General features: G+C 57.9%; 14 protein-coding genes and 1 tRNA gene. 5 read left to right on the top strand and 10 right to left on the bottom strand.

The genetic code is table 11. The features are described 5' to 3' along the window. Positions 1-4 precede the first annotated feature (4 nt). From ACR0DS_RS01255 to ACR0DS_RS01230, 6 genes are read right to left on the bottom strand one after another with little or no spacing between them, the layout of a single operon-like run. Positions 5-823: an MBL fold metallo-hydrolase gene (locus ACR0DS_RS01255; RefSeq protein ID WP_480557456.1), complete on the bottom strand. Its 819-nt coding sequence runs from the start codon at positions 821-823 to the stop codon at positions 5-7. Beyond that, the gene (locus ACR0DS_RS01250) at positions 820-1,626 is read right to left on the bottom strand and encodes a TatD family hydrolase (protein ID WP_480516425.1); all 807 of its coding nucleotides are present in this window, start codon (positions 1,624-1,626) and stop codon (positions 820-822) included. The genes ACR0DS_RS01255 and ACR0DS_RS01250 overlap by 4 nt, the downstream gene beginning before the upstream one ends. After that, on the bottom strand, positions 1,623-2,744 hold the full coding sequence (locus ACR0DS_RS01245) for a DNA polymerase III subunit delta' (protein WP_480557454.1): 1,122 nt from the start codon (positions 2,742-2,744) through the stop codon (positions 1,623-1,625). Before ACR0DS_RS01245 ends, ACR0DS_RS01250 begins: the two co-directional genes overlap by 4 nt. Before the next feature lie 3 nt (positions 2,745-2,747). Then, positions 2,748-3,374 (bottom strand): dTMP kinase, encoded by a 627-nt coding sequence (tmk, locus tag ACR0DS_RS01240; RefSeq protein ID WP_480557452.1) that lies wholly within the window; start codon positions 3,372-3,374, stop codon positions 2,748-2,750. Continuing rightward, positions 3,371-4,537 (bottom strand): D-alanyl-D-alanine carboxypeptidase family protein, encoded by a 1,167-nt coding sequence (locus tag ACR0DS_RS01235; protein WP_480557450.1) that lies wholly within the window; start codon positions 4,535-4,537, stop codon positions 3,371-3,373. Before ACR0DS_RS01235 ends, tmk begins: the two co-directional genes overlap by 4 nt. Before the next feature lie 16 nt (positions 4,538-4,553). Next, positions 4,554-5,837: an SPOR domain-containing protein gene (locus ACR0DS_RS01230; RefSeq protein ID WP_480616666.1), complete on the bottom strand. Its 1,284-nt coding sequence runs from the start codon at positions 5,835-5,837 to the stop codon at positions 4,554-4,556. Between the two features lie 202 nt (positions 5,838-6,039). Here ACR0DS_RS01230 and ACR0DS_RS01225 point away from each other — a divergent pair. Continuing rightward, a tRNA-Ser gene (locus ACR0DS_RS01225) sits at positions 6,040-6,129 on the top strand. A 375-nt stretch (positions 6,130-6,504) separates the two neighbouring features. Here the strand turns inward: ACR0DS_RS01225 and ACR0DS_RS01220 are convergent. From ACR0DS_RS01220 to ACR0DS_RS01210, 3 genes are read right to left on the bottom strand one after another with little or no spacing between them, the layout of a single operon-like run. Further along, a complete protein-coding gene (locus ACR0DS_RS01220; RefSeq protein ID WP_480557446.1) occupies positions 6,505-8,184 on the bottom strand; it encodes a recombinase family protein in 1,680 nt (559 codons plus the stop codon). Then, the gene (locus ACR0DS_RS01215) at positions 8,181-8,597 is read right to left on the bottom strand and encodes a DUF2924 domain-containing protein (RefSeq protein ID WP_480557445.1); all 417 of its coding nucleotides are present in this window, start codon (positions 8,595-8,597) and stop codon (positions 8,181-8,183) included. Before ACR0DS_RS01215 ends, ACR0DS_RS01220 begins: the two co-directional genes overlap by 4 nt. Then, positions 8,594-8,824, bottom strand: coding sequence for a DUF3489 domain-containing protein (locus ACR0DS_RS01210; protein ID WP_480557443.1), 231 nt, complete (start codon positions 8,822-8,824; stop codon positions 8,594-8,596). Before ACR0DS_RS01210 ends, ACR0DS_RS01215 begins: the two co-directional genes overlap by 4 nt. 448 nt (positions 8,825-9,272) lie before the next feature. Here ACR0DS_RS01210 and ACR0DS_RS01205 point away from each other — a divergent pair, with 448 nt between their 5' ends. Genes ACR0DS_RS01205 through ACR0DS_RS01195 form a run of 3 tightly spaced genes read left to right on the top strand, consistent with a single transcriptional unit; the run spans position 9,273 to position 11,786 of the window. Then, positions 9,273-10,667, top strand: a complete 1,395-nt coding sequence (locus ACR0DS_RS01205; protein ID WP_480557441.1) for a site-specific DNA-methyltransferase — start codon at positions 9,273-9,275, stop codon at positions 10,665-10,667. Then, on the top strand, positions 10,660-11,076 hold the full coding sequence (locus ACR0DS_RS01200) for a DUF5681 domain-containing protein (protein WP_480557439.1): 417 nt from the start codon (positions 10,660-10,662) through the stop codon (positions 11,074-11,076). The genes ACR0DS_RS01205 and ACR0DS_RS01200 overlap by 8 nt, the downstream gene beginning before the upstream one ends. A gap of 2 nt (positions 11,077-11,078) precedes the next feature. Beyond that, on the top strand, positions 11,079-11,786 hold the full coding sequence (locus ACR0DS_RS01195; protein WP_170442133.1) for an IS6 family transposase: 708 nt from the start codon (positions 11,079-11,081) through the stop codon (positions 11,784-11,786). 112 nt (positions 11,787-11,898) lie between these two features. Here ACR0DS_RS01195 and ACR0DS_RS01190 read toward each other — a convergent pair whose 3' ends face one another. Continuing rightward, complete coding sequence (locus ACR0DS_RS01190; protein ID WP_480476254.1) at positions 11,899-12,606, bottom strand: SDR family oxidoreductase; 708 nt, start codon at positions 12,604-12,606, stop codon at positions 11,899-11,901. Positions 12,607-12,728: 122 nt separating this feature from the next. Between ACR0DS_RS01190 and gcvA the strand changes: the two genes are divergently transcribed. After that, a complete protein-coding gene (gcvA, locus tag ACR0DS_RS01185) occupies positions 12,729-13,601 on the top strand; it encodes a transcriptional regulator GcvA (RefSeq protein WP_480476256.1) in 873 nt (290 codons plus the stop codon). The last annotated feature ends 407 nt before the right edge of the window (positions 13,602-14,008 follow it).

Below are 14,008 nucleotides of genomic sequence, written 5' to 3'. Positions count from 1 at the left end.
TATCTTATGCAAAAGGAACAGGGGCCTGAAACGCGTGATGTATCACCATCCCGTCATAGGCGGGGGTGATATTGTCCGGAGTTTCTGCATCGACGGTCGCATAGTCCAGATCGATATGCATATTGGTCAGTATCGCCTGTTTTGGTTGCAGCTTCCCAATCCATTCCAGCGTTTTTTCCAGATGTGCATGTGTGGGATGAGGGCTTCGGCGCAGGGCGTCGATAATGAGATACTCCAACCCTTCCATTTCAGGCCATGCGGCGTCGTAAATTTCGGCAACATCCGGCAAATAGGCGAGCTGCCCCATACGAAAGCCCAGAGAATCAATCGAGCCGTGGTTCACCTTGAATGGACGAAACGGAATGGAACCGCCGGGTCCGTTGATTTCGAACGGCCCTTCGATGGACTTGAGGTCGAGGATCGGAGGATAGGGTGACCCTTCGGGTTGAATGAAGGCGTATCCAAACCGCCCCAGCAGGGCGTTCTGAGTATCACCATCAGCCCAGACCGGAACACGGGTTTTCATGTTGAACACGATCATGCGCAGGTCGTCGATTCCATGGACATGATCCGCGTGAGAATGTGTATAGACCACACCATCAAGCCGCCCGGTGCCCGTGTCCAGCAACTGGCTGCGCATGTCCGGGGTCGTATCAATCAACACGGAGGTTGTGCCGCCTGGACCGTCACGCTCGACAAGCAGGGAACAGCGTCGGCGAATGTTCCTAGGGTTTGCAGGGTCGCAATCACCCCAGTGACCACCCAACCGGGGTACGCCGCCTGACGATCCGCAGCCCAGAATGGTAAATCTCAATTCGGTCATGCAGCGGCCCTGTACGTTGCCGCCTTGCTGAACAGCCGGTCAAAGTTCGCCTGAGTTTGGGCGGCAAAAGCCGGATACTCCAGCCCGAACAGCTCGGCCCCTTTTCGGGCTGTATGTGCGGTATAGGCCGGTTCGTTTCGCTTGCCACGATAAGGGGGCGGTGCCAGATAGGGCGCGTCAGTTTCCACCAGAATGCGATCCACTGGCGCGCTTGCGAAAATGTCGCGCAACTCCTGGCTTTTGGGAAAGGCCGCAATGCCGGACATGGACAGATAAAACCCCAGATCCAGCGCGGCCTTGGCCAACTCGGCCGAGGACGAGAAACAGTGCATCACGCAGGAATAGGGCGCGTTGCGATACTCTTCGGCCAGAATTTGGGCCATATCGTCGTCTGCGGCGCGGGCATGAACGATCAAAGGCAACCCTGTGCGCTGGGCGGCTTCGATATGAATGCGCAGCGACTGCTTCTGAAGCTCTGCGCTATCGGCTGTATAGTGGTAATCCAGACCGGATTCGCCGATGCCCACAAATTTCGGGTGCTGTGCCAATGCGACCAATTCATCGACCGAGACCATAGGCTCGTCTGCGGCACTCATCGGGTGGGTCCCTGCAGCGTAGAATACCGGCGCATGGGCTTCGGCAATCGCACGGACCGCGGGTTCATTGCGCAGCTTGGTGCAAATCGTCACCATCCGGGTCACGCCAGCCTCGGCCGCGCGCGAAATGATGTCGCTCAACTGACCGTCAAAATCCGGGAAGTCCAGATGGCAATGACTGTCGGTGATCTGGGGGATGTCGCTCATCTGACCTGGCCGGCGGTTTCCTGTATCTTGAACACCGTATCTAGGACCAGAGCGGCAGGGTCAAGGTTCACCGCCTGACCATGTCGCGCGCGGGCTGTGATTGTCGCGGCGACTTCGGCCCATCGACGAGCCTGATCCGTAGAATTCGACAATCTGGCCAGCGTTTCAGCTTCGTTCGGGGCGGCTTCGGGGGACGGTGGTGCGCCGGTTGCCCCGGTCAGGGCCAGCCGAGACAAGGCGACATCGATCAGTGTCAGCAGCAGATCAAAGCGCTCGGCCGCGCCGCGTTGTGCTGCAGCCTCGGCCAGGGCCAGTGCGCGCTGCCGGTCCAGACGGGGCAGGGTGCCCAGAATGGCAATCAGTTCGGCATAGATTTCAAGTCCGCCCAGATTGATCAGGCGAACCGCGTCCCCGACCGAGCCAGCGGCCAATGCGGCGAGATATTCGGGGTGCGCCGGTAAGGTCGTCCCGGTTTGCGACAGCGCGTCCTGCATATCCCCAGCGCTCAGGGGCCCCAGACGTAGGGTACGGCAACGAGAGCGGATGGTTGGCAGCAAGCGCGAGGGTTGGTGCGACACCAGCAAAAGGACTGTACGCGCCGGAGGTTCTTCCAGCATTTTCAGCAACGCGTTAGCGGCGCTGACATTCATCTCATCCGCGGAATCCACGATTACGACCCGGCGCCCGCCATCAGCAGAGGACAGGCCAAAGAACTTTCCCAGTTTTCGGGTGTCTTCCACAACGATTTCGTTGCGCAGCCGCCCCTGATCATTCAGTGACCTGGCTATCGCGGTCAATCCCGGCTCGGCCCCGGCCAGTATGCGACGTGACACCGGGTGGTCGGGATCAATGTCGAGGGTCTCTGGCGGTGGCGGCGCGCCAAACAGCCCACCGTCGTTTGCCAAAGGTGTTGCCAGCAAGAACCGCGCAATCCGCCAAGACAACGTCGCCTTGCCGACGCCACGCGGCCCGGTCAGCAACCAGCCGTGATGCAGACGGTCCGAGTTGTAGGCGGTTAGAAACGCCTGTTCTGCCACATCCTGACCAAAAAGCCAGACGGTCTCGCGGGGATGTGGTGCACCGGGCACCTGATCCGGAGAGGGGATTTCGTCATTCATCGTCTATCGCAGTGCAGCCTGGACGATTTCTGTCACATCCTGTGCAACGCTGTCCATGTCCCGGTTGCCGTCCACAACGCGGAAACGGTCAGAAAACTCACGGGCCAGCGCCAGAAAGCCCGCCCGCATTTTCTTTTGCAGGTCTGGGCCGAAATCTTCGAACCGTTCTTCCGCGCCTTGCCGCCCTTTGGCGCGGGACAGGCCTGTATCGGGGTCCATGTCGATCAGCAGCGTCAAGTCAGGCTCGCGCTTGATCATCAGGCTGTGCAGCTGATCAACAAGGCCGCGCAGATCGCCCCGCGACAGGCCCTGATACATACGTGTGCTGTCGGCAAAGCGGTCGCAGATCACCACTTGCCCTGCGGCAAGTGCGGGTTCGATCGTACGTTCCAGATGGTCGCGGCGGGCGGCCGTGAAAAGCAGGATTTCCGTTTCGGCCGACCAGCGGTCGGGATCACCTTCCAATACCAGGCTGCGGATTTCCTCCGCGCCGGGTGAGCCGCCCGGTTCACGCGTCAAAACGACCTCATGACCCTGCGCCCGCAGTTGATCCGCCAGCATCCGCGCCTGAGTTGACTTGCCTGATCCGTCAATGCCTTCGAAAGTCAGAAATAACCCCGCCTTGGTCACATCGACTCCAGTGGGTTATTGATCACGTCTTTCAGAACAATGCCGCCAACGGTCAGCATACGAACGACAAATCCACCAATTGCAACATCTTCCGCTGCCACCAGCGGACGTCGAATTTCCGGCAATCCTTCAGGCTTGATGACAAGCTCGGCCAGTTGCTGGCCTTTCTTGACCGGCGCATTGATAGGACCCTGATAGACAACTTCAGCCTTGACGTTTTGTGTGCCCAGAACCGGAAACAGAACCGTCAGATCGCCGTCAGGTACAAGACCAACAGTCTTTTTCTCGCCCATCCACAGCTTGGCTTCGGCTATCGGCGTTTCCGCGTTGGCAACTGTCCTCTCGACAAAATTTCGAAACGACCAATTAACCACGGCCTCAGCCTCCTCTGCCCGTTGGCCGGTGCTGTCCAGCCCGCTGAGGACAAAGATGACACGGCGGTCGCCTTGTTTGGCAGACCCGACCAGGCCGTATCCGGCCTCTTGCGTGTGGCCGGTTTTCAGGCCATCCGCGCCGATGCTCAGTTTCAGCAATGGATTGCGGTTCCGGGCATTCGACGGCGCACGGCCATCGAATTCGAATACCTCTTCTGAAAACAGAGGGTAATATTCTGGGAAGTCGGTAATCAACCTGTCGGCCAGAACCGCCAAGTCATGAACCGACATCATATGTCCGGCGGCAGGCCACCCATTCGAATTCGCAAAGTTCGAGTTGTTCATACCCATCTGCTTGGCGCGTTGGGTCATATATCGGGCAAACCCGGCCTCTGTGCCGTCAGGGCTTAGCGCCTCGGCGAGGACCACGCAGGCGTCGTTGCCTGACAGAACGATGATGCCGCGCAGCAGGTCTTCGACCCGAACCCGGTCCTGCGTGTTCAGAAACATGGTCGAGCCGCCATAGCTCATCGCGTGTTCGGACACGGGCAGGGTTTCGTCCAGCGTCAGTCTTCCGTCACGCAGCGCTTCGAAAGCTACATACAGCGTCATGAGCTTGGACATGGATGCAGGCGGCAAGGGCTGATCGGCGTCTTTTGCCAAAAGCACCGTACCGGTGGTCTGATCGATCACATAAGCCGCGCGGGCAGATGTATCAAAAGCCTGAGCCGGGATTGCCAGTACAGCAAGCCCAATGGCCAGAACAGATGTTCGCAATGAGGATAGCATGTTATGCCTCCTTGTATCAGTCGGACACGGTGAACGCATCTTTGAAACCAAGGTCCTTTACATCTTTTTGAATGGCCTTGCGTTCGGCCCGGGTTGCGGCAGGGCCAACCAGGACCCGCCATACTGTTTTGTTTTCGGTTTTCAGTTCCCGCACAACAGTCGACATGCCATTCCGGCGCACTTTCTCAGCAGCGGTATTCGCATTTGCTTCGACGCTGAATGTGCCGATCTGCACAAATGGTTTGCTCAGCGACGACGCAGCGCCTGTCGCTGCCGCTGCGGCCGGAACCGCTTCGGTCGCGTCAATCGCGGATGCTGCGCCTTCGATGGGGTCTAGTGGTGTTTCGGTGATTTCAGCGGGGTCTTTCTTTTGCCACCACTTCCGTTTTGCATGCTTTTCGGCGGGGGCCTCGACGGGCGCATCTGACAACGCTGGTGTAGCTGCGGCTGCCGCAACATCTGCGGCCACATCAGCACCGCCTGTTGCTGCACCCGCCGCAGCCACCGTGGCTCCCGCAGCTGCTGCTGCTGCTGGCTCTTTTTTCTGCCACCACTTCCGCTTGGCCGGTTTCTTTTCAGCGGGCTCTGACGGATCCTCAGTGGCCGCCGCCGCATCGGTGGTCGCTTCCGTACCTTCGGTCGCCTCGTTGGCAGAACTTGCCGCTTCCGCCGCGACCACTGCTGTACCGGCTGCTGCTGCTGGCGCCTTCTTTTGCCACCATTTCGGCTTGGCCGGTTTTTCGGTATCTGACGCGGATGGGGCGTCGGTGGCCGCGGCGTCCGACACCGCAGCCTTATCCGTCGCCTCGTCTTCCGGTTTGGGCGCGTCCTCTGGTTGTGATTCCTTTACAGTTTCACGGCGCAGGGCGACGACACTGACCTTTGTCGGCGCGCCCGCCAGCATTCCGAGCTGTTCCGCAGCCGCAGATGAAACCTGAATCGCTGGGCCGGGCAGGTTGCGTTCACGTCGGAACAGGGCCCCTGTTACGGACTTGTTGTTTGCAGTGTTCGTAATCACGACACGCTCGGGCTGGGATACTTCCGGGTAGGCAACCCAGATACCGCCCAGCGAGGGCCTGCCATCCCAAAGCCCTGCTTCGGTGACCTGAAAAACCTCGGGGGCTTCGACGTCACGCTGCGAGCCCGAGGCCACCTCGGGAAGGAGTTCAGTTTTGTTTGAGTTTTCTTCAGGTTTTTCAGCCTCTTGAAGAATATCTTCACACCCGCTTAAAACTGTCAAAGTCAACGCCAGATACGCCAACCGTTTCGGTCCCGGGCGTGTCATGATCGCTCGCTTCATCTGCTTATCCCTTGCCTGAAGGGGTCTCGTTCTCGGAACCCCGCTGCCGGTCTGCTGGTTCTGCTTGCCAGCCTGTTTCGGTCTATTTCGGGGATCATAACGCGGCTGAAGAGTCATGGAAAGACCGCTGCGCGGGCTTCGGCAAGAAATCCCGATTTCGACTTGCCTCTGGCCGAACTTGCGCTTAGACCCTGCCTTCGACGGGGAGGTGGCAGAGTGGTCGAATGCGGCGGTCTTGAAAACCGTTGGGCGTGAGAGCGTCCCCAGGGTTCGAATCCCTGTCTCCCCGCCACTCATACCTGTCTCACTTCAGTTGTATTTTCTGATCCGGAATTGTTACGCAATTCCCGCGCGTTGGCGCATGCGCTTTCAATCAGAGACGAAGCAAACCGTACATTCAGAGGACAATTCAGGCGCGAGTCTCAGTGTCGCATTTTAGCGGGGTCGCTTTGGGCTGGATTTCCCTGATAACCTGCAATTTACAGGGAATATTCGCAAACCGGGACTGACTTCCGTCATTTCTTTTATCAGAACTGTATGTTTCTCAGAGGTTTATGTTGCAAATTCCCTAAAAGGTGGAACAGGGAATTTCCTCGTGCGAACAGGGAATTGTTCCGCCGGATCAGGGAGGGCGAAGTCTGTATCAGGGACGCAGGAGCTGGAGATGTCAGAAGCCGAACAGGCGTTCCTGTTCGGACCATTCAAGTGGGTGGGTCACGCTGACCAGACGCTTGAGTGTGAGTTCGGGCGGCTGGCTCCCGTCGAGAATCGCCGTTTGAATCTTTGGTGAGAGAAAGGCGAGCTGAGCACGGGTGCGGATGAAGGCGTCAGGGACGCTTTCGCGGCGGGCAATCTCCATCAGTTGAACTCCGGCCTTCAGATCACGGGCCCAGCCATGGGCGCGGATCAGCATGGACCGGAGGTGGGGATCAGGTTGGGGTGCCATGTCTCCGGCGATGACCTTGGCCTCGACGCCGCGGCGGCACAGATCGAAAGATGCGGTGACGTGGGTGAGATCCGGGTGCAGATGATCGGCCGTGATGCCAAGTGCGCTTGCCAGAGTTTTGGGGTTAAATTCGAGGTCGATCTGTCCTCGTGCAAGTCTGCCTTTGGCCAGAAGAGCAGCGCCGATCTGACAGCCATGGCCTGGAAGCCGGGTTACTAAATCCGCAACTGAAGTCTGAACTGCCTCGGCTGACCCGGCCTCCGGCTGCGCCAGTACTTGGTGCGCCGCGGCGGCGTCTTGCAAATGTCTGACGATGACATCAATGACCGCGTTTTCCAGCGCTGGGCCGGGCAGTCGCCAGCCAGAGATATCCTTGCCGCCTGAGATCAGTCGATTGGAGATATAGTAGCGCAACCGTCGGCCTTTGCGCGTGGTGTGGGTCGGCGTCAACCGATCACCAGTTTCGTCATACAGCAGACCGGTGAGCCAGGCCCCGGGGTCAGTGGAGTGTTGGCGCGCATCGGAGTCGCCGCGTGCCCGCGAGCGGTTGGAGGCCTGTCGCATTTTTTCCTGCACCCGGTCCCAGATGTCCTGATCGATGATCGCCGGATGTTGTCCGTCCCAGATCTTATCCTTGTGGCGGATTTTTCCGAGATAGACCGGATTGCGCAGCAGGTAATAGATTTGACCCCGTGACAGCGGACAATCCCCCTTCACACTGCCATCTGTCCGAACAACCCGTTTTGACCGCAGGTCTTCTGCCGTTGCCCGTTCTTCTACTTTGCGCAGGCAACCAAGCTCGTCATAAAGCCCAAAGAGATGCCGGACCGTTCTGGCCTCCTCTTCATTCACCACCAGCGTTCTTGCCTTCGGATCGGGGTGGCGATCATAGCCCAGAGGCAGGTTGCCACCCATCCAAAGCCCCTTCTTCTTCGACGCTGCAATCTTGTCGCGAATACGTTCGGCGGTGACTTCCCGTTCAAACTGAGCAAAGGACAACAGCACATTCAGCGTTAACCGGCCCATGGAAGATGAGGTATTGAAGGCCTGCGTGACGGACACAAAAGAACAGTTTGCCTGTTCCAGCCGGTCGACCAGCTTAGAGAAGTCGGCAAGCGACCGGGTCAGCCGGTCAATCTTGTAGACCACCACCATGTCAATACGCCCGGCATCGATCTCTTCAAGAAGGCGCTGAAGGGCGGGTCGCTCTAGGGTGCCGCCCGACAGGCCACCGTCATCGTAGCGCCCGGACAACAGGGTCCAGCCTTCATGTCGCTGGCTTGCGACATAGGCCGCGCAGGCCTCATATTGCGCATCCAGCGAATTGAAGTCCTGATCCAGACCATCTTCTGAGGACTTGCGCGTGTAGATGGCGCATCGGATTTTACGGCGCGGGCTCATTTGGCCGCCTTGCCGGTGAGCCCAAAGAAACGCGGCCCTGACCAATGCGCGCCGGTAATCTCTCGGGCGATGGCCGAGAGTGAGCGATAGGACCGACCGTTCCAAGTGAAGCCGTCTTCTGTAACGTCGACTACATGGGTCACACTATTCCACTCGCGTAGCAGGCGCCCGCCGGGTTTTAGGGCAGGGCATGTAGGCCGGGGTTTCTTCCCAGAGCCCTTTTCCAGCGTGGCTTTGACCTGGCGGGGTAGCCTGCCATGACGGCGGGACTGCATCTCAAAGGCGATAAAGCGGCGCAGAAAGGGTTGGCTGAGCATGGCGGGCGCGGGTTGATCAAACAGTTGCTGCCAAAGCGTGACCAGATCCGATCGACTCATGGCGGCCAGATCGGCGACATCGCTCGTCTTGGTCATGACGCTTCTCCAGTTCCCGCCGCCAGATGATATGTGGATGGTCCATTTGGTTTGTCGGATGTCCGCCGTTCAATTGTGACGCCTTTTTTCCGCAGACCGCTTAGAGCTGCTCGGACCGAATGAGGCTGCCACCCCGTTGTTTTGCAGAGCGCCTCAAGGCTGGCGCCGCTCGGGCGGCGCAACAAGTGTTGCACTTTGTCAATTTTGGTTTGCTTCCGCTTGGACATGTATTGTCTCCTCTGATTTGGGGCTGGCTAGATGCCGAACCCCGGTACCGAGGAGCGCCCGAATGGCTCGGGCGTGGGTTCAGTGATGCGTGGTTGACGGCAACAGTCCAGCTCTTTCTGAAGCGATTACTTGAGGCGTGTGTTTTGAAGGGCGTTGCTGGCGTACCCCCGATTATTCGTCAACAATCTTAATTGGTTACTTTTAGTTTGGGGGGTTGCGTCTCGTATTGATGGCACCTACATTCGACCTAATCGCCCGGACTATCAGGGCGGGAAACTGCTCCCGCAGGCAGCACTCATTGGAAACACAGGTTTCCGCAGAGAGCATTCAAAGGAGCAACGTCTCGGATCGATTGGTCCGGGGAGTTGCGATTTGTGCTCTCTCCGATTTTCCAGCGCGATCCCTCCATCTCGACGTCCGCGCGGCGTCACGCAAAAGGAGGCGGTTATGCCTGCCAAAAACACACACAGCGACGTTCGGGCGTCCAATACGCCTATCTGGATGGCCGAAAAAGTTATCCAATCCCAGATCAGCCAGATCAAGCCCTACGCCAACAACAACCGCGTGCACGCGGCCAAGAATGTCGACAAACTGAAAGCATCGGTGGCCCAGTTTGGCTTTGTCACTCCGATCCTGTTGGATGGTTCGGGCACAATCATCGCGGGTCATGGCCGCTATGAGGCCGCTAAGGCCCTGGGGTTGAATTCCGTACCGACTGTTGTCGCGGATCATTTGTCAGAAGCGGAAGTGCGCGCTCTGCGCATTGCGGACAATAAGCTGGCGGAATTGTCGGACTGGAATGAAGCGGCGTTGCAGATCGAATTTGCCGAGCTGATGGACCTCAGCCTTGATGGCGAGTTGAACTTTGATCTGGACATCACAGGGTTCGAAACACCGGAGATCGACATCATTATCGACAGCGTCGGTGAGGTGACGGTATCTGTAGCGGAAACTGTTGAGACGCCGGACTCTGCGGCACCCGTAGTCACGGAGCCGGGCGACCTCTGGGTTCTCGGAGATCATCGCATTTTCTGCGGGGACGCCCTTCAAGCCCAGAGCTACGACACCTTGCTGGAAGGCGAGACCCCGCAGATAGTCTTCACCGATCCGCCTTACAACGTGCCTGTCAATGGGCATGTGCGGTCCGGCAATAGCGCCGAACACCGCGAGTTTGCCATGGCGTCGGGAGAAATGTCGGATAGCGAGTTCCGCGGCTTTCTTTCAGGCGCGATCACGCAGTTGTTTGACTGCCTGCCGAACGGAGGCATCGCGATGATCTGCATGGACTGGCGTCATATCGAAGAACTGATTACGGCGGGCAAAGCAGCTGGATTGGACCTCATCAATCTCTGCGTCTGGAACAAGACGAACGGAGGCATGGGCAGCCTTTATCGCTCAAAGCATGAGCTGATTTGCATTTTCAAGAAGCCTGGTGCGCCGCACATCAACAACGTCGAGCTGGGCAAACACGGGCGCAACCGGACCAACGTCTGGGATTACGCCGGTGTGAACAGCTTTGGGGCAGGGCGCGAGGCGGATCTCGCGGATCATCCCACGGTGAAGCCGACAGCTCTGGTTGCAGATGCCATCATGGATGTGAGCCACCGCGGCGATGTCGTGCTGGACGCCTTTGGCGGGTCCGGCGCGACTCTGCTGGCAGCTGAGAAAACCGGGCGCCAAGCGCGGCTTATTGAGCTCGACCCGGCTTATGTCGATGTGGCCATCCGCCGTTGGCAGGAGATGACCGGTGATAGCGCCGTGCACGCGGTAACAGGCCAGACGTTCGATGCGCGTTTTGCGGCCAACGATACCACTTCAGAACAGGAGGTGGGTCATGTCTGACGATACGAAAGAGTATGAGGTCGGCTACGGCAAACCGCCCAAAGCGACCCAATTCAAAAAAGGCCGATCCGGCAATCCGAAAGGGCGGCCGAAAGGTGCCAAGGGGGTGAATGCCAGCTTGAAACGTGAATTGGAAACCAAGATTACGGTTCGCGAAGGCAGCCACGAAATCCGGATTTCCAAGGCTGAGGCAATTGCCAAGCGGTTCACGGCAGGCGCGTTGAAGGGCGACACGAAATTGTTGATGGCGCTGCTTAAGCTGGACACAGATCTGTTCAACGCAAGTGAATTGGACGCGCAAGAAAGCGTCCGTACGGTTGAGCCCGACGCTGTCGACTACGACATCCTCCGGGAGGTCTTGTCAGAAGAACTTTGCTTGAACGGGGCAGGGCGGTTGCATAGCATTTAGGAATGACCAAACCTGCCTCCTTCAAATACTTCAAAACCAGCCCCGAAATCATCCGCCTGGCGGTGATGCTGTACATCCGATTTCCACTCTCGCTTCGGAATGTCGAAGATCTCCTGCATGAACGTGGGATCGATGTAAGCCATGAGACAGTCCGCTATTGGTGGAATAGGTTCGGCCCGATGTTCGCCGCTGAGATCAGACGGAAGCGTGTGCAGCAACTCCGAACCTTTTCAAAACGGAAGTGGCACGTGGACGAGGTCTTTGTGAAAGTGAATGGCAAACGGCATTATCTTTGGCGCGCTGTGGATGACGAAGGCGAGGTGCTGGAAGCAGTTGTAACGAAGCGCCGTAACAAAGCTGCAGCACTGAAATTTCTCAAGAAATTGATGAAGCGGCACGGCTGCGCCGAAGAGATCGTCACAGATCGCTTCGCTTCCTACAAGGCTGCCCTTAGAGATTTGGGTGCTCTCAAAAAACAACAGACGGGCAGGTGGCTAAACAACCGCGTCGAGAATTCGCACCTGCCGTTTCGACGACGCGAACGCGCGATGCAGCGTTTTAGGCGCATGCGAAGTCTACAGAAATTCGCCTCCGTCCATTCCTCCGTGTACAACCACTTCAACCAGGAAAGATCGCTAGCCAGCCGAGACTCCTTCAAGCAGACACGCACCGCCGCTCTTAGCGAGTGGCGTCAACTTTGTTCCGGATAGGTTCGCGGTTTTCGCGGTAAACTGAGACTGGTTCGAATTCGTCTGACAGCACCCCCAAGAGGAGTCTTTCGAAGTCGGTTTCATGATTTTGTCTTTCGCGCTGGAACTCGGATCAGACCGAGCGTGTAATGCCGCCATCCACGCGGATGTTCTGGCCAGTTATATAGGCGCCGCCTTCCGAGGCCAGGAAAGCCACGGTCGCGGCAACTTCGTCATACGATTTGCCGTACCGCTCCATTGGGATCTTCGCCAGGAAATCCGGGTTTTCCGGCAGGCTGTCGATGAAGCCCGGCAAGACGTTGTTCATACGAACGTTGTCGGCGGCGTATTTGTCCGCAAACAGCTTGGTATAGGCCGCAAGCCCCGCTCGCATCACGCCCGAGGTCGGGAAAACCGCATCGGGTTCAAACGCGGCAAAGGTCGAGATGTTGATGATCGTGCCCGACTTCTGTTCAAGCATAATCGGCGCTACAATCCGCGTGGCACGTACAGAGTTCAGGAAGTAAACCTCCATGCCCTCATGCCAGTCGCCGTCGCTGATTTCCAGCACCGGCGCCCGCGGACCGTGACCGGCCGAGTTGACCAGCACATCGACGCGACCCCATTTCTCCATGGCCGCATCGACGAGCTTCTGCATGTCCGCGCTGGATTTGTTGGTGCCGGTCACGCCGATACCGCCCAATTCCTGTGCCAGAGCCTCGCCCTTGCCCGACGAAGACAGAATGGCGACATTGAAGCCGTCAGCCGCAAGCCGACGGGCGCTGTCTGCTCCCATGCCGCTGCCGCCGCCCATAATGATCGCTACTTTCTTGTCAGCCATTTTCCGTCTCCGTGAACCTCGTTGTATCCGTCTGGGTCCAACATCGGGCCTATCACAGCATTTGACCAATCAGTAATTCTGTCTTAACGCTGTAGAAATTCTACTCCCTTGGAGCAAGTACCATGCGCAAGCTACCACCATTGAACTCTTTGAAGGCTTTCGAGGCTTCGGGGCGTCATCTAAATTTCCGGCTTGCCGCGGAAGAGCTTGGTGTCACCCAGGGTGCCGTTGCGCAACAGGTGCGCGCGCTTGAAGAGTTGTTGAAAATCAAACTGTTTGAACGACAAGCCCGCGGATTGTCATTGACGGATGAAGGCCGGAAATACCTTCCCCCGATCCGCCGCGCCTTCGAGATGATGGCCGAAGCAACAGCCAATCTGTCGCCTCAGGACACCGTGGTGACAATCAGCTCAACCCCCTCTTTTGCAACAAAGTGGCTGGTGCCAAAACTGGGGACACTTGCCCTGGATCACCCCGAGATTCGCGTTCGCATGGACGCATCGAACGCGCTTGCGAATTTCCAGACAGATGGAGTCGACATTGCGATCCGTCAGGGCAAGCCCCCCTTCGGGCCGGGCCTTCTGGCGGAGCCGCTGTTCAATGCAGAGCTGATTGCGGTCTGCCATCCGGACCTTGCCGATGGCTCTAACTCGATCCGTTCCCCACAAGACCTGTTGACCCAGGTACTGCTGGAAGACACTCATGGCCAATGGCCCCTGTTTCTCGAAGCCGCACTTGGCGATCAGCCTGTTTCGGCTCTCAAGACAATGGCGTTCAGCCAAACGTCGCTCGCGATTGATGCTGCAATTGCCCGACAAGGCGTGGCGCTGACGAACCGGGAATTTGTCGAAGCTGATCTTCAATCTGGCCGGCTTTGCCAGCCGTTCGATATCTCGGTGACGACGGAAGAGGGATATTACGTGGTGGCCCCTCGAGCCCCCAGGAAACCTGAAGTTGTGGCAACAGTCAGGAATTGGTTGAAGGAACAAGCGTAGCTCGCAGGGCGGAAGAGCGCTCAAGTCCGCCGCCTCGTTCCAAAGCAATTGTGGCGCGTGATGATTCCCCGACTTTCTCACCTTCTTTGCAATCGACAGCATTGTCCGCTCTTCTGAACTCCGCCTGTCTTCGAGCTTTGCTCGCGCAGCGAATGTCTCCTCTGATGAGCCGCACCGCAGCGATGGTGATCAAGGTCGAACGACGGCTATGGGCCGATTTCGCCCACAAGTTCGGACGTTCTGAGGACTCGGGTACTCAGACTTAGCTGCTTCAAATGACTAGGTTCCTTGGCCGCCCAAACACGTCGCCTAGTGTCTAAAGTCCAATGCTCAGGCGGGTTCTATACTTTGGCCATATCCCATAAACTGATCAACATGGTCAGGTTACGCCAACAAATTTTGAAGTG

This window comes from Ruegeria sp. AF5 (genome assembly GCF_056541905.1).
This window is presented reverse-complemented; position numbering and strand designations above follow the sequence as displayed.